A 19,973-nucleotide genomic window follows, 5' to 3' on the forward strand; every position below is an offset into this window, starting at 1 on the left:
CTGCCACAGCCTGGCACCCAGCTGCGTCGCCTGGGCTTGAATGGCGTCACGTCTGTCCCCACTATGACCTTCTTAGCCGACCAAGGACCGCCGCATGTTTCAACGCCTACGCGAAGATATCAACAGCGTATTTGCCAGGGATCCGGCGGCGCGCAACTTTCTTGAGGTCCTGACCAACTACCCTGGACTTCACGCGCTGCTGCTCCACCGTATCTCCCACGCACTATGGAAGCGCAACCTGAAGTGGATCGCGCGTACGCTGTCGACGCTAGGACGCTGGTTCACAGGCATCGAGATTCATCCCGGTGCCACCATCGGTCGTCGCTTTTTCATCGACCATGGCATGGGCGTGGTGATCGGCGAAACCACGGTGGTGGGCGATGATGTCACGTTGTATCAGGGGGTCACCCTGGGTGGCACCAGCTGGAACAAGGGTAAGCGCCACCCGACGCTGGAGGATGGCGTCATCGTCGGGGCGGGGGCCAAGATTCTCGGACCCTTCACCGTCGGGGCCGGTGCCAAGGTGGGCTCCAACGCGGTCGTGACCAAGGCCGTCCCCGCAGGGGCCACGGTGGTCGGGATCCCCGGCAAGATCGTTCAGCGTGCCGACCCGGACAGTGACCCTGCGCTGGAGGTCGACCCCGCTCGGCGCGAGGCGATGTGCCAGAAGTTTGGCTTTGATGCCTACGGCATGAGCCAGGACATGCCGGACCCCGTGGCCAAGTCGATGCAAGCCATGCTCGACCACATGCACGCGGTGGATGAGCGTATCGGCAACATGTGCCAGACGCTACGTCGCCTCGACCATAGCTATCGTGCTGGGCAGATGCCTGGCATCAAGGACGAGGACTTCGCCGGGATTCTGGAGGACGTCGACAAGGCCTGCGAGCCGGTGGTCGGCAGCCGCCACACTGCCACTCCCCCGCGCGACACCGCAGCAGACGATTCCGGCAGCCCAGACTCCGATGAACACTCTGCTGACAGTCAGCTGTCGACGACCGCCCCCGATGACGCCAGCGCTCACCGTGAGAGCACCCGCCACCGGCAGGAAGGTTGATGTACCGCAACAGCCGAACGTTCGAGCGTTGGCACACTGGCCCGGACACGCAAGCGCAGCACGCGCCAAATAGTTGACCGTGATGGTCGGTCTTTCTCATAATGACGGATTGCCAGTGGCGTCCCCCTCAGTGGTGGCGCCATAACGTCAAGATTGCCGGCACCACTTGGCATCGAGGGTCCACCCCATGCGCCTGACCACCAAGGGACGCTACGCCGTCACCGCCATGCTCGACATGGCCGTCAATGCCGAACGAGGCCCCATTTGCCTCGCCGACATCGCCCAGCGTCAACAAATATCACTGTCCTACCTTGAGCAGCTCTTCGCGCGACTGCGGCGCGCCGGGCTGGTGGAGAGTGTGCGTGGCCCGGGGGGCGGTTACCTGCTGGCAGCGCCAGCTGAGGCGATTACGGTGGCCCGAGTGATCGACGCGGTCAAGGAGTCCGTGGACACCACTCGCTGTGGCGGCCTGTCGGATTGCCAGAAGGGCGATACGTGCCTGACCCATCACCTGTGGTTCGAACTGTCCGAGCAGATCCAGACGTTTCTCGACGGCGTGACGCTCGGGGAACTGGCCCAACGCCAGGAAGTGGCAGAAATCGCCGGTCGCCAACGCCGCCGCCAGCACAGCGACAGCATTGTGACGTCAGCCCCCTAAACTAGACTGTCGCCCTCGACGCTCGCCAACGATGACATTGCCCATGACTGCTCCCGTCTACCTTGATTACGCCGCCACCACCCCCGTCGACCCCCGTGTCGCCGAGGTCATGAGCCGGCACCTGACGCTCGAAGGCACCTACGCCAACCCCGCGTCGCGCAGCCACATGCCCGGCTGGCTGGCCGAGCAGGCCGTGGAGAACGCCCGCCGCCAGGTCGCTGACCTGATCAAGGCCGACCCTCGCGAGATCGTCTGGACCAGCGGCGCCACCGAGGCCGACAACCTGGCCATTACCGGCTATCTGCGGGCCAATCGCGACAAGGGCCGCCACCTGGTGACCTCAATCATCGAGCACAAGGCGGTCATCGACACCGCCAAGGCGGCGGAGCGTGAAGGCTTCGACGTGACCTGGCTGACGCCAACCCCCGATGGCCGCATCACCCCGGAACAACTGGCCGATGCCATGCGTCCCGATACCGTGCTGGTGTCACTGATGGCGGTCAACAACGAGCTGGGCAGCATCAATGACGTTGCGGCGCTCGCCGAGGTGGCCCACGCACACGGCGCCATGCTGCACGTCGATGCCGCCCAGGCCGTCGGGCGCATCGATCTGGACGTGACCGCCAGTACCGTGGACATGTTGTCTCTGTCTGCCCACAAGGCCTACGGCCCCAAGGGGATTGGCGCCCTCTTCGTGCGCCGCAGCCCAGATCTCAAGGTGGAAGCGCTGATTCACGGCGGCGGCCACGAAAGAGGCATGCGCTCAGGCACCCTGGCAACCCACCAGATTGCCGGCATGGGTGAAGCCTTCGCCCTGGCAGCAGCACAAGGTGACAGCGACCAAGCGCGTATCACCACGCTTCGTGATCGACTGTTGGCAGGAATCGACGACCTGGATGGGGTTCATCTGAACACCCAGCTGGAAACCGCAGTCCCCAATATTCTCAATCTCGGTTTCGACGGCGTCGATGGCGAGTCCCTGTTGATGGCGCTGCGTGACATCGCCTTGTCCACGGGCTCCGCCTGTAACTCGGCCAGCGTCGAGCCCTCCTATGTGCTGAAAGGGATCGGCGTGCCGAGACGTCTGGCGCTGTCTTCCCTGCGCCTGAGCATTGGACGCTTCACCAGTAACGACGACATCGACCGCGCTGGCCAGGCACTGCGCACTGCGCTGATTGCTCTGCGCCAGCGCGCCATGACCTGACCGCCGCCACGCGAGTTCGCGGCATGGTCATCAAGACCACGCAGGCTGCTGCCTCTTCAGGCGGCGCCCGACCCAGGAGTAAACAGATGGCACACCTGACGATCACCCCTGCTGCAGCCAACCAGATCCGGCGCGTTCTGGAGGAGCGAGGCCAAGGCCTCGGACTGCGGGTAGCGGTCAAGCCAAGTGGCTGTTCCGGCTACAGCTACGTGCTGGACTTCGCCGACGAAGCCCAGGCCGAGGACGCCCTGTTCGAGGAGCATGACGCACGGGTCTACGTCGCCCCCGACGCTCTCGAGATGCTGGACGGCAGCGAAGTCGACTACGTCAACGAAGGCTTGAACCGGTTCTTCCGCTTCAACAATCCGAACGTCAAGGACCAGTGTGGCTGCGGCGAAAGCTTTACTGTCTAGCCGCCGAGCCGATCCCTCCAAGGGCTCGCGTACCCGCTGACGAACACTGTGTTCAAGACGCCATGAGAACGCTATAATCGGCGCTCTTCGGCGCAAGGCGCCACATCGCTTCGTTTTCCGCGTCGCGGCGCCCCGGTCTCCGGGGCGGCGCGACGCCATCTACCTGGCACCATGCCCATGTCCTGGGCTCAACCACTGGAGAGTTTCATGGCTACAGAGCGCACTCTGTCTATCATCAAGCCCGACGCCGTCGCCAAGAATGTCATCGGCGAGATCATCACGCGTTTTGAAAAGGCTGACCTGAAGGTCGTTGCCGCCAAGATGATCCACCTGTCCCAGGAACAGGCGGAAGGCTTCTACGCCGAGCACAAGGAACGCCCCTTCTTCGGCGACCTGGTGTCCTTCATGACCTCTGGCCCGGTCGTGGTTCAAGTACTGGAAGGTGATAACGCCATCCTGAAGAACCGTGAACTGATGGGTGCCACCAACCCGAAGGAAGCAGACGCTGGCACCATCCGTGCCGACTTCGCTTCTTCCATCGACGCCAACGCCGTCCACGGCTCTGACTCTGCCGAGTCTGCCGAGCGCGAAGTGACCTACTTCTTCAGCGCTGACGAGATCTGCCCGCGCTAAGGGCGTCGGGGGCTGTCACTATCGACGCCCCACCGGCGAGCGGATGCCCCGGGCATCCGCTCCCTCATATTCTGCCCACCGACTCGCTGATCCGATCATGACCACCACCGCCTCCCCCGAACGCACCAATCTCCTTGGCATGGCCCGAGAGGACATGGAAGCCTTCTTTCTCTCCATTGGTGAGAAGAAGTTTCGTGCCGCCCAGGTAATGAAGTGGATCCACCACGAAGGTGTCAGCAACTTTGCCGACATGACCAACCTGTCCAAGTCGCTGCGCGCTCGCCTCGAGGAAACCGCAGAAATACGCGGACCCAAGGTCGTCTACGAAGGCACCTCCAATGACGGAACGCGTAAGTGGGTGGTCGAGGTCGAAGACGGCAGCTATGTCGAAACCGTCTTGATTCCTGCTGACAACGGCAAGCGTCGCACTCTGTGCGTCTCTTCCCAGGTCGGCTGCTCACTGGACTGCAGCTTTTGCTCCACCGGCAAGCAAGGCTTCCAGCGCAATCTGACCAGCGCCGAGATCATCGGTCAGGTCTGGGTAGCCGCCAACAGCGACGGCGCCCGCAAGGACAGCAGCCAACGCCCTGTCACCAATGTGGTGATGATGGGCATGGGCGAACCGCTACTGAATTACGATAACGTCGTGCCGGCGATGAAGCTGATGCTCGACGATCAAGGCTATGGTCTGTCGAAGCGCAGGGTCACCCTGTCCACCTCTGGCGTGGTGCCCATGCTCGATCGTCTCGGCGATGAGCTCGACGTCAGCCTGGCCATCTCGCTGCACGCCGCCAACGATGAGCTGCGCAACGAGCTGGTACCGCTTAACCGCAAGTACAACATCCGCACCCTGCTGGATGCCTGTCACCGCTATCTGGCCAAGTGCGACGATACGCGTCAGGTGACCATCGAATACACGGTCATCAAGGATATCAACGATCAGCAGGAGCACGCTCGGGAACTGGCCGAGCTGTTGAAGGAGCTGCCCTGCAAGATCAACCTGATCCCGTTCAATCCGTTCCCGCACTCTGGGTACGAGAAGCCCTCGCGCAATCAGGTCGTTCGTTTCCAGCGCTGGTTATATGAACTGGGCCACACCGCTCCGATTCGCTCGACCCGTGGCGATGACATTGACGCTGCCTGTGGTCAGCTGGTGGGCCGAGTCAAGGACCGTACACGCCGTCACGAACGTTATATCCAGTCGATCCAGATCGACGCCGACTGATCCCGTCATCTTGACTTCGTTGAGGCACGGCGCTTTGATATTCGGGCCTTTTCCAGCCCTCAAGAGGGTGTCGACGACACCCCTCTGGCGGGGCCATGCAGCGGGAGAACGATAACGCCATGATGAGCCATGCAGACCGCCTGCCCCACTGCCTGCGCATTGTCGTCATGAGCCTGGCCATCGTGCTACCCGCCGCCTCCCTGTCAGGATGTGCCGTACCAGTCACTGATACCGAACACACTCCCGCCACCGCCTATCGCGACCTGGGAGAGGCCTATCTGCGCCAGGACAACCTGCCTCGGGCCCTGGCGGCGCTGGACAAGGCCTATCAGCTCGACGCCGCGGATCCGGTGACCCTGCAGGCCCTTGCCCTGGCTCATCAACGCCAGGGGGAGACCCACCTCGCCGCACAGTTTTTCCAAGATGCCCTTGAAAAGGACCCCAACTTTACCCGGGCACGCAACAATTACGCTGCCTTCCTGTATGATCGGGGGCAAACACGTGAGGCTTGCGATCAACTCGACCAAGCCAGTCACGACATACACTACGCTCACCGGGCCCAGCTGTTTGCCAACCTGGGACGCTGCCGGTGGGATCTCGGCCAGATCGAGGAGGCAAGAGCAGCGCTACAGCGGTCACAGCAGATCGATGACCAGCTGGCTGCGAGCCACCTGATTCTGGCCGACCTGGAATACGCACAGGGCAACCTTATGCGCGCCCGTTCACAGCTGGATCGCTTCGTCAGTCTGGCGGGATGGAACTCCGCCGCCCGACGGCTTGCCGCGGACCTGGGGAACGCCGAGGGCTATCGTTCTCCGGCAGTCCAGGGCGAAGCCCTCCAGCCTTCACGCGCGCTTTGACCACTGTTTTCACGATGAAGGATGCTCAGCCATGAGCGACAGTCAGTACACCGACTCAGAGGTTTTCTCGTCTCAACCGTCTGCCGGAGATGACTCACCCGGCGCCCTGCTGTTGCGTGAGCGGGAGCGCCAGGGCCTGACCCGAGAGGAAGTCGGGGCAGCCCTGAACCTCCGACCCGCCGTCATCGAAGGGTTGGAGAACGACAATTACGACGAAGTCCCGGTCGTTACCTATCGACGCGGCTATCTGCGCAGCTATGCCCAGCTGCTGGGCGTCGACGTAGGCCGTGTGATGACGCTGTACAGCACGCGCATGGGCAACGAAGAAGTCGAACGCAAGGTGACCCCGGTCTACATCAACAAGCCCCCTTCGCGCCTTGGGGCCTGGCTGTTCCGCCTGATGACGCTGATCGTCATCGCCGGCTTGATCGGTCTGACCCTGATGTGGTGGCAGAGCCGTGGCGGCAGCCAACCGCCGGAAGTCAGCGACAATGGCCCGGTATCGGTGGATACCATCGACGGCAACGCTGCGGTCAGCGAAGACAGTGCCAGTAGTGACGAGAACCTGCCGCCGCTGCCTTCGGAAGACAGCGAGATGGGGCTGGTCGACGAGCAGGCGGAAGAAGCCAGCGCCGAAGTGGCCGAGAGCAGTGCCGACGCCACTCCGAGCACCGTGGCCGCCACCGAGGCAGCTGCCGCCAATGACGCAGCAAGCTCCGACAGTGACGACGCCGCACAGGACCTGGCCAGCGCGGATGAAGCCTCCGAGCAAGACGCCGAGACTGACAGTGCCAGCGCTGCCGACGAGCAGAGCGCCAGCGAGGCGACGACCAGTCGGCGTATCCTCAAGCTGACCTTCAACGAGCAGTCCTGGACGGAAATCTTCGACAGCACCAACACCCGTGTCTTCGTCGGCCTGCAGTCACCGGGCACCGAAGCCACCGTGGAGGGCGAGCCGCCCTTCCGCATGACTGTCGGCAACGCCACCGGTGTCGAGCTCACGTGGGGCGGCGAACCCGTCGACCTGCAGCAACGCGCCGGCAGAAACAATGTCGCCCGCTTTACCCTGGGAGAGTGATTGATCGCCATGCATTCGCACTCACCGATCATCAGACGCAAGTCACGCCAGATTCATGTCGGCTCCGTGCCGGTTGGGGGCGACGCCCCCATCTCGGTCCAGAGCATGACCAACACCGATACGCTGGACGTCGAGGCCACCCTCGCGCAGATTCGCGCGCTGGAGCAGGCCGGTGCCGATATCGTGCGCGTATCCGTGCCGACCATGGAGGCCGCCGAGGCCTTCGGTCGCATCAAGAAAGGCACCCAGGTACCCCTGGTCGCAGACATCCACTTCGACTATCGCATCGCGCTGAGGGTGGCTGAGCTTGGGGTCGATTGCCTGCGTATCAACCCAGGCAATATCGGCCGCGAGGATCGCGTCCAGGCGGTGGTATCGGCAGCTCGTGACAACGGCATCCCGATTCGCATCGGCGTCAACGCCGGCTCGCTGGAAAAGGATCTGCAGAAGAAGTACGGGGAACCGACACCGGCCGCTCTGGTCGAATCGGCGATGCGTCACATTGATCACCTGGACCGTCTCGACTTCCCTGACTTCAAGGTCAGCGTGAAGGCTTCAGACGTGTTCATGGCGGTGGCGGCCTATCGCGATCTGGCCGCTCGCATCGAGCAGCCGCTGCACCTGGGCATCACCGAAGCGGGCGGTTTGAGGTCTGGCACCGTCAAGTCGTCGATCGGCCTTGGCATGCTCCTGATGGACGGCATCGGCGATACGATCAGGGTCTCCCTGGCCGCCGACCCGGTCGAGGAAATCAAGGTCGGCTTCGACATGCTGAAGAGCCTGCGCCTGCGCGCCAAGGGCATCAACTTCATCGCCTGTCCCAGCTGCTCGCGGCAGAACTTCGACGTCATCAGCACCATGAACGCCCTCGAGGAACGCCTTGAAGACGTCATGACACCGCTGGATGTGGCGGTCATCGGGTGTGTGGTCAATGGCCCCGGCGAAGCCAAGGAAGTCGACCTGGGCCTGACTGGCGGCTCCCCCGCCAACCTGGTCTACATCGATGGCAAGCCTGCCAGCAAGCTGCGCAACGACCACCTGGTCGACGATCTCGAGGCGCTGATTCGCCAGAAGGTCGCCGAGAAGGAAGCTACCGAACAGAACGTCATCGCTCGCCAGCTGTGACCCCGTCCCGGCGAACAGGCGCCGGCTAAACGTCACAGTCAGCCTACGAGAAGCAAGAGCGGCGAGACCAAGGAGCAAGTTTTGAGCAAGAAGATCCAGGCCATCCGTGGCATGAACGACCTGCTGCCGGATGCATCGCCCGTGTGGCAGTACTTCGAGGCCCAGGTACAGGCGCTGATGAAGCGCTACGGCTACAACGAGATTCGTACCCCGATCGTCGAGCAGACCGCACTGTTTGCCCGCTCCATCGGCGAGGTCACCGACATCGTCGAGAAGGAGATGTACACCTTCGACGATCGCAATGGGGACAGCCTGACCTTGCGTCCAGAGGGCACCGCCAGCGCCGTTCGCGCGGCCATGGAGCACGGTCTGCTCTACAACCAGACGCAGCGCCTCTGGTACACCGGCCCGATGTTTCGCCACGAGCGCCCTCAGAAGGGCCGCTATCGCCAGTTCCATCAGGTCGGCGTCGAGACCTATGGGCTGGAAGGTCCTGATATCGACGCAGAAGTCATCCTGCTGTCGGCGCGGCTGTGGAAGCAGCTCGGACTGTTCGAGCACGTCACCCTGGAGCTCAACTCGCTTGGCTCCAATGAAGCCCGCGCCGCCTATCGTGACACGCTGGTGGCCTACTTCGACGCTCACCGAGAGGTGCTGGACGAGGACTCTGTCCGCCGCCTGACCAGCAACCCGCTGCGGATTCTCGATTCGAAGAATCCGGCCATGGCCGAGATGCTCAGCGGTGCGCCGCAGCTGATGGATCATCTCGACCAGGAATCTCGCGATCACTTCAACGCGCTCACCGCGCGTCTTGATGCCGCAGGTATCGACTACGTGATCAACCCGCGCCTGGTGCGTGGGCTCGACTACTACTGTCGCACCGTGTTCGAGTGGACGACCGATGCACTGGGCAGCCAGGGCACCGTGTGCGCTGGAGGCCGCTATGATGGCCTGGTCGAGCAGCTTGGTGGCAAGCCGACCCCGGCGGTCGGCTTCGCCATGGGAATCGAGCGCCTGATCCTGTTGCTGGAGACGCTGGATATTGTCCCTGAAGAGGCCCGCGCGCCGCTGGACGTCTACGTCCTTGGCATGGACAGCGCCACCGATGGCGATGCCATGGCGCTCGCTGAAACACTGCGCGACCAGCTGCCGGAGCTTGGCGTGCAGCTGCATTGTGGCGGCGGCAGCTTCAAGAGCCGGATCAAGAAAGCGGATCGCAGCGGCGCCAGACTGGCCCTGCTGATCGGCGAAAACGAACGTGACACGGGCCAGGTGGCCATCAAGTTCCTGCGCGACGACCGCGAGCAGCAGCTGGTCGAGCAGGCCTCGCTCGAGACGACGCTAGAGCGCCTGCTGTCCGAGTGATAGCCCCATTTCAGAAGGAGACCGCCCGTGGCGGAGCTGAGAACGGAAGAAGAGCAGCTTGAGGCGATCAAGCGCTGGTGGAAAGAAAACGGCACCTCGCTGATCGCGGGCGCCGTGCTGGCTGCCGCCGGCGTGTTCGGCTGGAATGCCTGGCAGGACTATCAGGAGGGCCAGTCCGTGGCCGCTTCCAGCAGCTATCAGCAGCTGCTGGACCTGGCCAGCCGTGATGAGCTGAGCGACAACGCTCTGACCCAGGCCGAGTCGCTGGTCGCATCGCTGCGGGAAGACCACGGTGACACGCTCTACAGCGAGCTTGCACTGCTGATGGAGGCGCGCCTGGAGGTCGACGGCGGCGATCTGGAAGCGGCCAGGGAAGCGCTCGAGTCGCTGATCGAAAGCAGTGACGACGGTTATCTGGTCGGTATCGCGCGTCTGCGCCTGGCTCGCCTGCAGAACGCCGAGGGCCAGCACGACACGGCGCTGGCTACGCTGGATGGCGATATTCCTGCTGCGCTTGCAGCACAGCGCGACAACATCCGCGGCGACATCTACCACGCGACAGGTCAACGCGACCAGGCCGCCAAGGCCTGGCAAAGCGCCCAGACCCTGGCCGACGAGAACGGCCAACCGCTCTACGGCATTTCGCTCAAGCTCGATGACCTTGGCGACCAGGAGGCCACACTATGAAGCAGCGCACCAACAAGACCCGGATCGCCATCGCCACCGCCGTGACCATGGCCGCTTTGCTGGCGGGTTGCGCGAGCAAGTCCGAGCCACAATATCCGCCGAAGGAACTCAAGGACTTCGCTGAATCGACCCAGGTGGACACGCGCTGGAGCGAAGGCGTTGGCGCCGGCCTGGGCGAGGCGACGTATCCCATCGAGCCCGCGCTGTCCGGGTCGACGCTGTTCGCCGCCGATGAGGAAGGCCTGGTCGAGGCGTTCAACACCGCCAATGGCGACACCCGCTGGGAAGTGGAGCTGGAATCTCCGATTTCCAGCGGCATCACCGCTGTAGACGGCGACGTCTTCCTGGCTACCCGCAATGGTGAAGTGGTGGCACTCGACCAGGACAATGGACGCGTCAAGTGGCGCACCAAGGTCCCCAGCGAAGTGCTGGCAGCACCGCAACCGACGTCGCAACTGCTGATCGTCCAGGCGGTGGATGGCACGGTGACGGCTCTGGACCGCCTGTCAGGTGACCGTCAGTGGGTCTTCACCGCCAATATGCCGTCCTTGACCCTGCGCAGTACCGGCACTCCGACCGCCATTGACCAGGTCACCTTTGCTGGCTTCGCCAATGGCCGCCTGTCGATCATCGACAATCGCTCCGGCCAGCAGATCTCAGAACGGACCATCGCCGTCGCGACCGGCATGAACGACATCGATCGCCTGGTGGACCTGGCCGGTCAACCGGTGCTGACGCCGGACGGTCGACTGTATGTCACCAGCTTCAACGGCCGCGTGGTAGCGCTCAACGCCCAGAGCGGTGAGACCCTGTGGTCAACGCCACTGTCCAGTTACCACACCCCGGTGCTGGTGGGCGACACCCTGTACGTCGTCGATGAAGCCAGCCGCCTGGTGGCCTTCGACGCCAACAACGGCAATGAGCTGTGGCGCCAGGAAGACCTCTACGGTCGCTCTGTCACTGCCCCGGCCTTCGCCGATGGCCGCATCGTGCTCGGTGATGCCGAGGGCTATGTGCACTTTATCGACGCCAGCAGTGGCCGCATGGTTGGCCGCACCCACATCGACGGCTCCGGCGTCAGCGTGCGCCCGCTCACCGATGGCAAGCGCGTCTACGCCCTGGCCAATGACGGAAGCCTGGAGGCTCTGGACATCCGCCCATGACCCCCGTTATCGCTCTAGTCGGCCGCCCCAACGTGGGCAAGTCGACCCTGTTCAATCGCCTCACCCGCTCGCGTGATGCGCTGGTCGCCGACTTCCCGGGACTGACCCGGGATCGCAAGTACGGCAACGGCATGCTCGGCAACAAGGCCTACACCGTCATCGACACCGGTGGTATCAGCGGTGACGAGGAAGGTATCGATGCCGCGATGGCCGAGCAGTCGCTGCAAGCCATCGACGAAGCCGATATCGTACTGTTCCTGGTGGACGCACGGGCCGGCCTCAACGTCGCTGACGAGGCCATTGCCAACCACCTGCGGGTCAACCAGAAGAAGACCTGGCTGGTGGTCAACAAGACCGACGGCCTGGAAGAGCATTCGGCCATGGCCGACTTCTGGCAGCTCGGTCTGGGCGATCCACGCCCGATCGCGGCTGCCCATGGTCGCAATGTCACGGCCCTGATCGACGAGGTGCTGTCGCCGTTCCCTGAGCGCGACATGGACATTCCCGCCGACACCGGCAGCAAGGGCATTCGTATCGGCGTGATCGGTCGTCCCAACGTCGGCAAGTCGACGCTGGTCAATCGCCTGCTCGGCGAGGATCGTGTCGTCGTCTTCGATGAAGCGGGCACCACCCGAGACGCGATCGAGATCCCCTTCGAGCGCCGGGGCAAGCCCTACGTGCTGGTCGACACCGCCGGTGTACGCCGGCGCAAGAACGTGACCGAAATCGCCGAGAAGTTCTCGATCATCAAGACCCTCGACGCGATCAAGGAATGTCACGTCGCGATCATGGTGCTGGATGCCCGTAGCGGCCTGGTGGAGCAGGACCTGCACCTTCTCGACTATGTGCTGACCTCGGGTCGCGCCCTGGTGCTGGCGGTCAACAAGTGGGATGGCCTGGAAAGTGAAGCCAAGGACAAGATGCGCGCCGAAATCAAGCGTCGCCTAGGCTTTGCCGATTATGCAGAGCTGCATTTCATTTCGGCGTTGCATGGCACCGCGGTGGGTGACCTCTATCCTTCGTTGGAGCGCGCCTTCGCTTCGGCCAATAGCCACTGGTCAACCAACCGCTTGACGACCCTGCTGCAGGACGCGGTGGAGCAGCACCAGCCGCCGATGATCCACGGCCGCCGCATCAAGCTGCGGATGGCCCACCAGGGTGGCAGCAATCCGCCCATCATCGTGGTGCACGGCAACCAGACCGACAAGTTGCCCGACGCCTACAAGCGCTACCTGACCAACACCTTCCGCAAGGTGCTCAAGGTCCGGGGCACCCCCATGCGTTTCGAGTTTCGCTCCGGCAAGAACCCGTACGACCGCATGGCCGACGCCTCGGATAAGGTCAAGGCCAAGCAGCGCGAGCTGGGACGTACCAAGGAAGCGCGCAAGAACCGCAGGTAATCCGGCTCAAGCCGCACGCCAACGCCCGGCCACCGTGAGGTGACCGGGCGTTTTGCTTCTATGGCTGTTCCGCCAGACGGTGTCGACCCACCCAGTCCACCGCAAACTGATAGGCACAGCGTCCACTGCGCCCGCCGCGAAGTGTCGCGAAGCGAACTGCTGCCGTGTCGGCCTCATCGGTCCAGTCGCCCGCCTGCCCTAGCCGCGAGACCCAGTGGCGGCAGGTCTCCAGGTAGGTGTCACGATTGAAGGGATGAAAGGCCAGCCACAGGCCGAAGCGGTCGGACAGCGAGATCTTTTCCTCCACCGCATCACCGTGATGCAGCTCCTCCCCGTCCGCGGTCAGCCGGCTCTCCAGATTGTCGCTCATATGCTCGGGCATCAGATGCCTGCGATTGGAGGTCGCATAAATCAGCACGTTGTCGGGAGGCCCTGTCAGGGTGCCATCCAGCACGCTCTTCAGCGCCTTGTAGGCGTCATCCGAACCTTCGAAGGACAGATCATCGCAGTACACCACAAAGCGCTCGGGCTGGTACCGTAGCTGCTCCACCAGTATCGGCAGCCCGGACAGATCGTGCCGGTCTACCTGGATCAAGCGCAGTCCCTCGTCGGACAAGGTATTCAGCAAGGCGCGGACCATGGAAGACTTGCCGCTGCCACGGGAACCCCACAGCAACGCGTGATTGGCCGGTAGCCCCTGCAGAAACGCTCGTGTGTTGGCCACCAGTTCGCCTTTCTGTCGCTCGACGCCCACCAGGTCATCGAGCCCGAGGGCGTCCCTGGGGGGCACTGGCACCAGCTGGCCGCCGAGGGCATGACGCTGCCATAGCGCCGCCACATCACGGCGCCAGTCGACAGGCGTAGGTGGCTCAGGCAGCCAGGGGTCGACACGCTCGATAAGGTTGAGCAAGCGCTGCGCTAGTTGGGTATCCATGGGGTGAGTGTCCTTGTCGCGTGTTAAAGCCGCCGGTCAGGGTCAGTGTCGCCTCGCGGAGACCCAGGTTGCACCACCTTTGCGGTTGACCCTTCCAGCAGTCCGGGTATCTTTGGCCAAACGCTTCTGATTCTACACGGGCAAGCGATGCCCGCTGTACCACGACAAGGAGACTCACCATGCGCTGGATGAAGGCTGTTGGCGCCTGCGCCATCATGGCGACCGTAGCTGCCTGTGCGACCTCACCGACGGGCCGCTCCCAGATGCTGTTGCTGGACGAGCAGCAGCTTAATCAGATGGGAGCTCAGGCCTTTGCCCAGTACCAGCAGCAGCTGCCTACCGTAGGCGGCAGCACCCTGGAGTACGTGCAGTGCGTGACGCGCAATGTGGTGCAGGCGCTGCCGGATGACCAGCGCAACCAGAACTGGCAGGTCAAGGTGTTCGAGTCGGAAGACGCCAATGCCTTCGCCTTGCCGGGCGGCTATGTAGGGGTCAACACCGGCCTGCTCGACGTCGCCACCAACCAGGACCAGCTGGCCACCGTGATCGGCCATGAAATTGGCCATGTGCTGGCTCATCATGCCAACGAGCGCGCCTCCACCGAGAGCGCGACGCAGCTGGGTCTATCCGTGGTCAGCTCGGCGCTGGGCACCCAGGGAGTCACCGGCAGCGATCAGCTGATGGCCGCCATGGGCATGGGCGCCCAGTACGGCATCCTGCTGCCGTTCTCGCGCAGCCACGAAAGTGAGGCCGATACCATTGGCCTCGAGCTGATGGCCCAGGCCGGGTTCGACCCACGCGCCAGCGTCCAGCTGTGGCAGAACATGAGCGCTGCAGGGGGTGGCCAGCCGCCGGAATGGATGTCGACTCACCCGGCACATGGCAACCGCATCGCGGGTCTGGAAGCCGCCATGGGTGATGCCATGGCCCGCTACGAGCAGGCCCAGGCGAATGGCCTCAGGCCTAACTGCAAAGCACCCTGAGCCGTTCATCAAGGAGCGCCGTCGTCATGACCCTCAATCGCCTCGGACTGCTGTTGCTGGTCCTGCCCATCCTGCTACTGCTGGGGTTCTACTTCGCGGAATGGGGCGATATTCGCCAATGTGAGATGATCGACCAAGAACATTGGAACTATCTGACGGGTCAATGCAGCGAGAGCCCATCACCCTTTGTACCGTGGATCGTCCGCAGCCCGTGGTTGGTCAACGGGGGTCTGTTGGTGTCGGTCATCGGCCTGGGATGCTGCATGGTGGGGCTCTATCGGCGACGCCGCTAAGGCGCCAGTGCTGGCCTCTCAATACCGGGGCTCTATATCGGACGCGAAAGCCGGGCTGTATATCGGACGCGAATGCCGGGCGCCATGCCAGCCCCGTTGCCGGACCCGCTGCCCTGACCCTTTCCCTGTCCCCCCCGTACACCGCCCCAGTCCAACACGCAGCAGGCGCCCTGGTGGCGCCTGCTGTGTGTTGTGGATAGCGGCCATGACCACGGTGGTCAGGCACCCGCCGATAACGCCTGTCGCAACGTCGACAGCACCGGCGCCGTCTCCGGAACGACGCCTCGCCAACGGGCGAAGGACGCGGCGGCCTGCTCGACCAGCATGCCCAATCCATCGACACTGCGTGCACCACGCTCTGCTGCCCACGCCATGAACACGGTTGGCTCGGCGCCATACATCATGTCGTAGGCCAGCGCGCCCTCGGCGAAGAGATCGTCCGGCAGGGGTGGCAGCTCTCCCGAGAGGCTTGCGCTGGTGCCATTGATGACCAGATCGAAGGGTCCCGCCACACTGTCGAAGCCGCCCCCCCGGATAGTGCCAAGATCGGCAAAATCCTGCGCCAGGGCGCTCGCCTTGGCCGCGGTGCGGTTGGCCACGGTCAAGCCAGCAGGGTCATGGGCCAGCAACGGCGCCAATACCCCACGTACCGCGCCTCCAGCCCCCAGGACCAGGATATTGGCGCCCTGCAAGCGTGCGCCCTGACGCTTCAGATCCGCGACCAGGCCCACACCGTCCGTGGTATCCCCTTCCAGATTGCCGTCAGGCAGCAGACGAAGGGTGTTGACGGCTCCTGCGCGCCGGGCCTGCTCGGTCAGCTGAGTGCACAGTCGATACGCTTCCTCCTTGAAGGGGACAGTGACATTGGCCCCCTGTCCCCCGGATGCCACGAACGCCTGCCAAGCGCCGGCAAAGTCATCCCGCGGCGCCTCGATGGCCACGTATTCGATGTTCTCACCTGTCTGGGCTGCAAAGGCCGCATGAATGGCCGGTGATTTGGAGTGACCGATGGGGTGGCCGAACACACAATAGCGAGTCATTTCTGCTCCTGAGCAAACACTGCATCAATATCGCGACGGGGGGGGCACCGTCCTGCCCACGGCGGGCGCCGGAAGCCGCTCACGGGGAAGCGCTGGTGGCCTGCTCTTGCTCTTCGGCCAGCCAGTCACGAGGGCGCAGGTAATCCTGCAAGGCCGCCTCGGCGCTTCCCTCTGCGGGTCGATAGTCGTATTCCCAGCGCGCCAGCGGCGGCATCGACATCAGAATCGACTCGGTGCGACCTCCGCTTTGCAAGCCAAACAGCGTGCCCCGATCCCATACCAGATTGAACTCCACATAGCGTCCGCGCCGATACAGCTGAAAGTCTCGCTGTTGCTGGCCCCAGGGCGTGTCGCGACGGCGTTCGACGATCGGCAGATAGGCCTCGAGAAAGCCATCTCCCACGGCTTGTTGAAACGCAAAACAGCGATCAAAGCCACCTTCATTGAGGTCATCGAAAAACAGACCGCCCACCCCTCGCGTTTCATCCCGATGCTTGAGGAAGAAGTAGTCGTCACACCAGCGCTTGTAGCGCGGATAGACATCCTCACCGAAAGGCTCGCAAAGGTCTCTGGCAACCCGGTGCCAATGGCAGGCGTCTTCGTGTTGGGGGTAGAACGGGGTCAGATCGAAGCCACCACCGAACCACCACACCGGCGCTTCGCCCTCGGCGGTGGCAATGAAGAAGCGCACGTTACCGTGGCTGGTCGGCACATGGGGGTTATGCGGGTGCAACACCCAGGATACGCCGATGGCCTGAAAGCCCCTACCCGCAAGTTCCGGCCTGGCGGCGGTGGCTGAGGGAGGCAGGGTTGTGCCGTGCACATGGGAAAAGTTGACGCCGCCCTTCTCGAATAGCGCACCGTCTTCGATGACCCTCGAGCGACCGCCGCCGCCTGCCTCGCGAACCCAGTCGTCCTCACGAAAGTGCGCTTGCCCATCGGCATGCTCCAGCGCCTCGCACAGGCGATCCTGAAGCTCCAGCAGATAGCGTTTGACCACGTCGAGATTTGGCTGTGTCACATCGACTCCGTCGTTGCTTGTCGAATGGGCGTTGTCGCGTCACGCCCCACCCCGGTCTTGTGCAAATACAAGGCTGCCGCGCCATCATCAGTGGCGCAGCACCTCACCACTGACCAGGTCGCGAATGATACTGGGGCGCGGATTTCCCCCCAGGTCACCGGGCACCACTGCGTCGAGTTCATCGCCGAAGATCCGATGGATATCGGCTTCGCTCATGGCCGGAGGCTCTCCAGCGCGATTGGCAGAGGTCGATACCAGCGGCCCCCCGAAGGCGCGACACAGTGCCTGAACCCCAGGATGATCGCTGACCCGTAGCGCCACCTTGTCATGGCTTCCGCGCACCAGCGCCGGGGTGCGCCCGTTGTCGGGCACGAGCCAGGTGTTGGGCCCAGGCCAGGTGCCCAGTAACAGGGCTCGCTGTTCTGCGGATACGGCGGTCAGCCAGGCATCGAACTGAGCAATATCTGCCGCTACCAGGATGACCCCCTTGGCGGGGTCCCGCTGCTTGAGCGCGAGCAAACGCTTCAGCGCCTCGTCGTTGTCAGGATCGCATCCCAGCCCCCACACGGCCTCGGTGGGGTAGGCAATCACACCACCACGGCGAAGCACGGCGGTGGCTGAGGTCAGAATGGAATCAGGGTCACTCATGGCATCGAAGTCCGAATCGGCACATCGTGATAAACGGGTTGGAGCCGCATACTAGCATGAGGCACCGGACGCGTCGCACTGCGCCCTGCTTCGCGAGCGGGCGAGACTTGGCCTTAACTACCTCCGCCCAGCCTGACCCACCCACCGGCCACCAAGCCGGCGTGTCCCTCTATCTCGAGCAAGGTCAACTCGCGCTGACAGGTGGCGACATCACATCCCGCCAGCCCCATCAGCACGTCCACCGGCAATGGCCTGGCACTCAGCAGATCGAGCAGCGAGCGGGCAGCGGCGCCGGATGGCGCCTCACTCCCAGTCGAGGACACTGCCCCCTGACGCGGCCCCCAACTGGCCAGCTCCTCGAACAGGTCATCGGGGTGACGTATCAGGGCGGCTCCCTCACGAATCAGTCGCAGGCAGCCTCTTGCCTGTGGGGAGTGGATAGAGCCAGGTACCGCCAGCACTTCCCGCCCCTGCTCCCCGGCCAGGCGGGCACTGACCAGAGAGCCACTGTGCTCTGCGGCCTCGACCACCAGCACGCCACAGGACACCCCCGTCACAATCCGATTGCGCCGGGGAAAATCCCCGGAATGAGGCCTGCGTCCAGGGGCAGACTCGGCCAGCAACAGGCCACCGTCATCACGCAGGCGCCGGTACAGTGAGCCATGTTGGCCGGGATAGACGACATCGACACCACCGGCCAGCACGGCAACGCTGCGCCCACCCACATCCAGAGCCGCGGCCTGAGCCGCGCCATCAATTCCCAGCGCCATACCACTGACCAGGCACCATCCCGCTTCCGCCAGGCTGATGGCGAAACTGCGTGCATTGACCAGGCCTTCCCGGGTAGGACGCCGCGACCCCACCAGGGCCAGCCGCGGTGGGGTCAGCGCATCCAGATCCCCCAGCGCCCAGAGCACCACAGGGGGATCGGCAATCTGATCGAGCAAGGCCGGCCAGCGTGGATGCCCCGGATGCAGTAAATGACGCTGTTGCCCATGTGCCGCCCCCTGGGCCTGCCATTCCAGGGCCTCTTCGACAGGCGCCGTCAGCGGGCTGCGGCGTGGGTGCTCCAGCCACAGTCGCAGTGCCGCAGCAGCCATGGGCGGCAAGCCGGGCAACCAGCCCTCGGGCCAGGCAGGATTCAGGGAGCGTAACCGCGCCAGACGCTTCGGTCCTACCTGAGGAAGCGCTTGCAATACCATCCAACGCTCGAAGTCGGAGTCCATGTCTACCCTCCCTGGGAAACATCGACGCATAGTCAGTGACGCTGTCGCGCCGGTTATTGTTATCGCTGTCGTTCTTGTTGATGTGCTTGCTGATGTTCTTGCTTTGCCGTTGTCGCCCACGCCGCCACTTCCGTCATGGCCGAAGGTGTGGCTGTCAGCGTGGACGTCGCTGGCGCTAACGGCGCTACTTTCGTCATTGCTTATGTTTGGCCAGTGTAGAAGGCCCGCCACGCCGCAAAACGATGGGCTTCGCCGCAACGCCACGCGGTATCAGGCGATGACGTTTTGAGCATGGTATAGTGGTCGCCTATCAAGCCCATAGACGACAGCGGCTACTGCAACTTGCAGCGCCCCCCTAAAATGGGCATCACGAACTGTACGAACAACGGTGGAACCACAGCATGGCCAGACTCCCCATTCTCGAGTTTCCAGACGAGCGGCTGCGCACCAAGGCGGTTGTCGTGGAGCACGTCGATGACGAAGTCCGCCAGCTGGTCGATGACATGCTGGAAACCATGTACGCAGCCCCTGGCATTGGTCTTGCCGCCACGCAGGTGGATGTGCACCGCAGGGTCATCGTGATCGATGTCAGCGAAGACCAGTCAACGCCGGTCGTGCTGATCAATCCCGAGGTCACGCCGCTGGGCGACGAGCGCGAGCCGATGCAGGAAGGTTGCCTGTCCATCCCTGAGTACTACGCTGAAGTCCCGCGCGCCCTGCGCGTGCACCTGAAGGCGCTGGACCGTGATGGCAATCCCTACGAGCTCGAAGCCGACGGACTGCTGGCCCACTGCATCCAGCACGAACTCGACCATCTCGAGGGCGTACTCTTCGTTGATTACCTGTCGCCGCTCAAGCGCGACCGCGTGATGAAGAAGATGCAGAAGCGCCACCGTCAAATGCAAGGCGCCTGACCCCTACCTCTCCATCGCCATCAAGATGCAAGGCCGATAGCACTCC

The 19,973-nt window shown here is 63.5% G+C and carries 21 protein-coding genes; 16 read left to right on the plus strand and 5 right to left on the minus strand.

What is annotated here, in order from left to right; genetic code table 11:
- The first annotated feature begins 94 nt into the window (after window positions 1–94).
- The 13 genes from cysE to der all read left to right on the plus strand — a co-directional run bounded on the left by cysE (window position 95) and on the right by der (window position 12,868).
- Complete coding sequence (cysE, locus tag KUV72_RS05800; RefSeq protein WP_222237733.1) at window positions 95–1,057, plus strand: serine O-acetyltransferase; 963 nt, start codon at window positions 95–97, stop codon at window positions 1,055–1,057.
- Between the two features lie 187 nt (window positions 1,058–1,244).
- Complete coding sequence (locus KUV72_RS05805; RefSeq protein WP_206941566.1) at window positions 1,245–1,715, plus strand: Fe-S cluster assembly transcription factor; 471 nt, start codon at window positions 1,245–1,247, stop codon at window positions 1,713–1,715.
- A gap of 43 nt (window positions 1,716–1,758) precedes the next feature.
- Window positions 1,759–2,919 (plus strand): aminotransferase class V-fold PLP-dependent enzyme, encoded by a 1,161-nt coding sequence (locus KUV72_RS05810; RefSeq protein ID WP_222237734.1) that lies wholly within the window; start codon window positions 1,759–1,761, stop codon window positions 2,917–2,919.
- 86 nt (window positions 2,920–3,005) lie between these two features.
- Window positions 3,006–3,332: a HesB/IscA family protein gene (locus KUV72_RS05815; RefSeq protein WP_206941571.1), complete on the plus strand. Its 327-nt coding sequence runs from the start codon at window positions 3,006–3,008 to the stop codon at window positions 3,330–3,332.
- 207 nt (window positions 3,333–3,539) lie between these two features.
- Window positions 3,540–3,965 carry a nucleoside-diphosphate kinase gene (ndk, locus tag KUV72_RS05820; protein ID WP_206941573.1) on the plus strand — a complete coding sequence of 142 codons (426 nt, stop codon included), beginning with the start codon at window positions 3,540–3,542 and terminating at the stop codon, window positions 3,963–3,965.
- Window positions 3,966–4,062: 97 nt separating this feature from the next.
- Window positions 4,063–5,190, plus strand: a complete 1,128-nt coding sequence (gene rlmN / locus KUV72_RS05825; RefSeq protein WP_206941575.1) for a 23S rRNA (adenine(2503)-C(2))-methyltransferase RlmN — start codon at window positions 4,063–4,065, stop codon at window positions 5,188–5,190.
- Window positions 5,191–5,309: 119 nt separating this feature from the next.
- Window positions 5,310–6,050 carry a tetratricopeptide repeat protein gene (locus KUV72_RS05830; protein ID WP_224908534.1) on the plus strand — a complete coding sequence of 247 codons (741 nt, stop codon included), beginning with the start codon at window positions 5,310–5,312 and terminating at the stop codon, window positions 6,048–6,050.
- Window positions 6,051–6,081: 31 nt separating this feature from the next.
- Window positions 6,082–7,128: a RodZ domain-containing protein gene (locus KUV72_RS05835; RefSeq protein WP_222162593.1), complete on the plus strand. Its 1,047-nt coding sequence runs from the start codon at window positions 6,082–6,084 to the stop codon at window positions 7,126–7,128.
- Window positions 7,129–7,137: 9 nt separating this feature from the next.
- Window positions 7,138–8,253 (plus strand): flavodoxin-dependent (E)-4-hydroxy-3-methylbut-2-enyl-diphosphate synthase, encoded by a 1,116-nt coding sequence (gene ispG, locus KUV72_RS05840; protein ID WP_206941579.1) that lies wholly within the window; start codon window positions 7,138–7,140, stop codon window positions 8,251–8,253.
- Between the two features lie 81 nt (window positions 8,254–8,334).
- Window positions 8,335–9,618 (plus strand): histidine--tRNA ligase, encoded by a 1,284-nt coding sequence (gene hisS, locus KUV72_RS05845; protein ID WP_261315890.1) that lies wholly within the window; start codon window positions 8,335–8,337, stop codon window positions 9,616–9,618.
- 27 nt (window positions 9,619–9,645) lie between these two features.
- Window positions 9,646–10,305, plus strand: a complete 660-nt coding sequence (locus KUV72_RS05850) for a YfgM family protein (protein WP_222237735.1) — start codon at window positions 9,646–9,648, stop codon at window positions 10,303–10,305.
- Window positions 10,302–11,468, plus strand: a complete 1,167-nt coding sequence (gene bamB / locus KUV72_RS05855; protein WP_206941585.1) for an outer membrane protein assembly factor BamB — start codon at window positions 10,302–10,304, stop codon at window positions 11,466–11,468. The genes KUV72_RS05850 and bamB overlap by 4 nt, the downstream gene beginning before the upstream one ends.
- A complete protein-coding gene (gene der, locus KUV72_RS05860; protein ID WP_206941587.1) occupies window positions 11,465–12,868 on the plus strand; it encodes a ribosome biogenesis GTPase Der in 1,404 nt (467 codons plus the stop codon). The genes bamB and der overlap by 4 nt, the downstream gene beginning before the upstream one ends.
- Before the next feature lie 58 nt (window positions 12,869–12,926).
- On the opposite strand, the gene KUV72_RS05865 is transcribed toward der, so the two are convergent.
- Complete coding sequence (locus KUV72_RS05865; protein WP_222237736.1) at window positions 12,927–13,802, minus strand: ATP-binding protein; 876 nt, start codon at window positions 13,800–13,802, stop codon at window positions 12,927–12,929.
- A gap of 179 nt (window positions 13,803–13,981) precedes the next feature.
- Between KUV72_RS05865 and KUV72_RS05870 the strand changes: the two genes are divergently transcribed.
- Together KUV72_RS05870 and KUV72_RS05875 are read left to right on the plus strand one after the other, a co-directional pair.
- Complete coding sequence (locus tag KUV72_RS05870) at window positions 13,982–14,785, plus strand: M48 family metallopeptidase (RefSeq protein ID WP_222237737.1); 804 nt, start codon at window positions 13,982–13,984, stop codon at window positions 14,783–14,785.
- A gap of 26 nt (window positions 14,786–14,811) precedes the next feature.
- A complete protein-coding gene (locus tag KUV72_RS05875; protein WP_222237738.1) occupies window positions 14,812–15,078 on the plus strand; it encodes a hypothetical protein in 267 nt (88 codons plus the stop codon).
- Window positions 15,079–15,296: 218 nt separating this feature from the next.
- Here the strand turns inward: KUV72_RS05875 and aroE are convergent, their stop codons facing one another.
- The 4 genes from aroE to dprA all read right to left on the minus strand — a co-directional run bounded on the left by aroE (window position 15,297) and on the right by dprA (window position 19,013).
- Window positions 15,297–16,118: a shikimate dehydrogenase gene (gene aroE / locus KUV72_RS05880; RefSeq protein ID WP_222237739.1), complete on the minus strand. Its 822-nt coding sequence runs from the start codon at window positions 16,116–16,118 to the stop codon at window positions 15,297–15,299.
- A gap of 79 nt (window positions 16,119–16,197) precedes the next feature.
- Window positions 16,198–17,139, minus strand: coding sequence for an oxygen-dependent coproporphyrinogen oxidase (gene hemF / locus KUV72_RS05885; protein ID WP_206941596.1), 942 nt, complete (start codon window positions 17,137–17,139; stop codon window positions 16,198–16,200).
- 87 nt (window positions 17,140–17,226) lie between these two features.
- Window positions 17,227–17,787 carry an L-threonylcarbamoyladenylate synthase gene (locus KUV72_RS05890; RefSeq protein ID WP_206941601.1) on the minus strand — a complete coding sequence of 187 codons (561 nt, stop codon included), beginning with the start codon at window positions 17,785–17,787 and terminating at the stop codon, window positions 17,227–17,229.
- A 113-nt stretch (window positions 17,788–17,900) separates the two neighbouring features.
- Window positions 17,901–19,013, minus strand: coding sequence for a DNA-processing protein DprA (gene dprA, locus KUV72_RS05895; protein WP_206941609.1), 1,113 nt, complete (start codon window positions 19,011–19,013; stop codon window positions 17,901–17,903).
- Between the two features lie 401 nt (window positions 19,014–19,414).
- Between dprA and def the strand changes: the two genes are divergently transcribed.
- The gene (def, locus tag KUV72_RS05900) at window positions 19,415–19,927 is read left to right on the plus strand and encodes a peptide deformylase (RefSeq protein ID WP_206941611.1); all 513 of its coding nucleotides are present in this window, start codon (window positions 19,415–19,417) and stop codon (window positions 19,925–19,927) included.
- Window positions 19,928–19,973: the final 46 nt, after the last annotated feature.

Source organism: Halomonas sp. DP4Y7-1, assembly GCF_019800705.1.
Lineage (GTDB): Bacteria > Pseudomonadota > Gammaproteobacteria > Pseudomonadales > Halomonadaceae > Halomonas > Halomonas litopenaei_A.

What these genes read in the sequence shown, in the direction of transcription:
- KUV72_RS05875 (WP_222237738.1), top strand. Translation starts at nt 14,812, where the DNA reads ATGACCCTCAATCGCCTCGGACTGCTGTTGCTGGTCCTGCCCATCCTG.
- KUV72_RS05810 (WP_222237734.1), top strand. Translation starts at nt 1,759, where the DNA reads ATGACTGCTCCCGTCTACCTTGATTACGCCGCCACCACCCCCGTCGAC.
- dprA (WP_206941609.1), bottom strand. Translation starts at nt 19,013, where the DNA reads ATGGACTCCGACTTCGAGCGTTGGATGGTATTGCAAGCGCTTCCTCAG.
- KUV72_RS05890 (WP_206941601.1), bottom strand. Translation starts at nt 17,787, where the DNA reads ATGAGTGACCCTGATTCCATTCTGACCTCAGCCACCGCCGTGCTTCGC.
- rlmN (WP_206941575.1), top strand. Translation starts at nt 4,063, where the DNA reads ATGACCACCACCGCCTCCCCCGAACGCACCAATCTCCTTGGCATGGCC.
- def (WP_206941611.1), top strand. Translation starts at nt 19,415, where the DNA reads ATGGCCAGACTCCCCATTCTCGAGTTTCCAGACGAGCGGCTGCGCACC.
- KUV72_RS05865 (WP_222237736.1), bottom strand. Translation starts at nt 13,802, where the DNA reads ATGGATACCCAACTAGCGCAGCGCTTGCTCAACCTTATCGAGCGTGTC.
- bamB (WP_206941585.1), top strand. Translation starts at nt 10,302, where the DNA reads ATGAAGCAGCGCACCAACAAGACCCGGATCGCCATCGCCACCGCCGTG.
- KUV72_RS05835 (WP_222162593.1), top strand. Translation starts at nt 6,082, where the DNA reads ATGAGCGACAGTCAGTACACCGACTCAGAGGTTTTCTCGTCTCAACCG.
- aroE (WP_222237739.1), bottom strand. Translation starts at nt 16,118, where the DNA reads ATGACTCGCTATTGTGTGTTCGGCCACCCCATCGGTCACTCCAAATCA.
- KUV72_RS05830 (WP_224908534.1), top strand. Translation starts at nt 5,310, where the DNA reads ATGATGAGCCATGCAGACCGCCTGCCCCACTGCCTGCGCATTGTCGTC.
- KUV72_RS05805 (WP_206941566.1), top strand. Translation starts at nt 1,245, where the DNA reads ATGCGCCTGACCACCAAGGGACGCTACGCCGTCACCGCCATGCTCGAC.
- KUV72_RS05870 (WP_222237737.1), top strand. Translation starts at nt 13,982, where the DNA reads ATGCGCTGGATGAAGGCTGTTGGCGCCTGCGCCATCATGGCGACCGTA.
- KUV72_RS05815 (WP_206941571.1), top strand. Translation starts at nt 3,006, where the DNA reads ATGGCACACCTGACGATCACCCCTGCTGCAGCCAACCAGATCCGGCGC.
- der (WP_206941587.1), top strand. Translation starts at nt 11,465, where the DNA reads ATGACCCCCGTTATCGCTCTAGTCGGCCGCCCCAACGTGGGCAAGTCG.
- ispG (WP_206941579.1), top strand. Translation starts at nt 7,138, where the DNA reads ATGCATTCGCACTCACCGATCATCAGACGCAAGTCACGCCAGATTCAT.
- ndk (WP_206941573.1), top strand. Translation starts at nt 3,540, where the DNA reads ATGGCTACAGAGCGCACTCTGTCTATCATCAAGCCCGACGCCGTCGCC.
- cysE (WP_222237733.1), top strand. Translation starts at nt 95, where the DNA reads ATGTTTCAACGCCTACGCGAAGATATCAACAGCGTATTTGCCAGGGAT.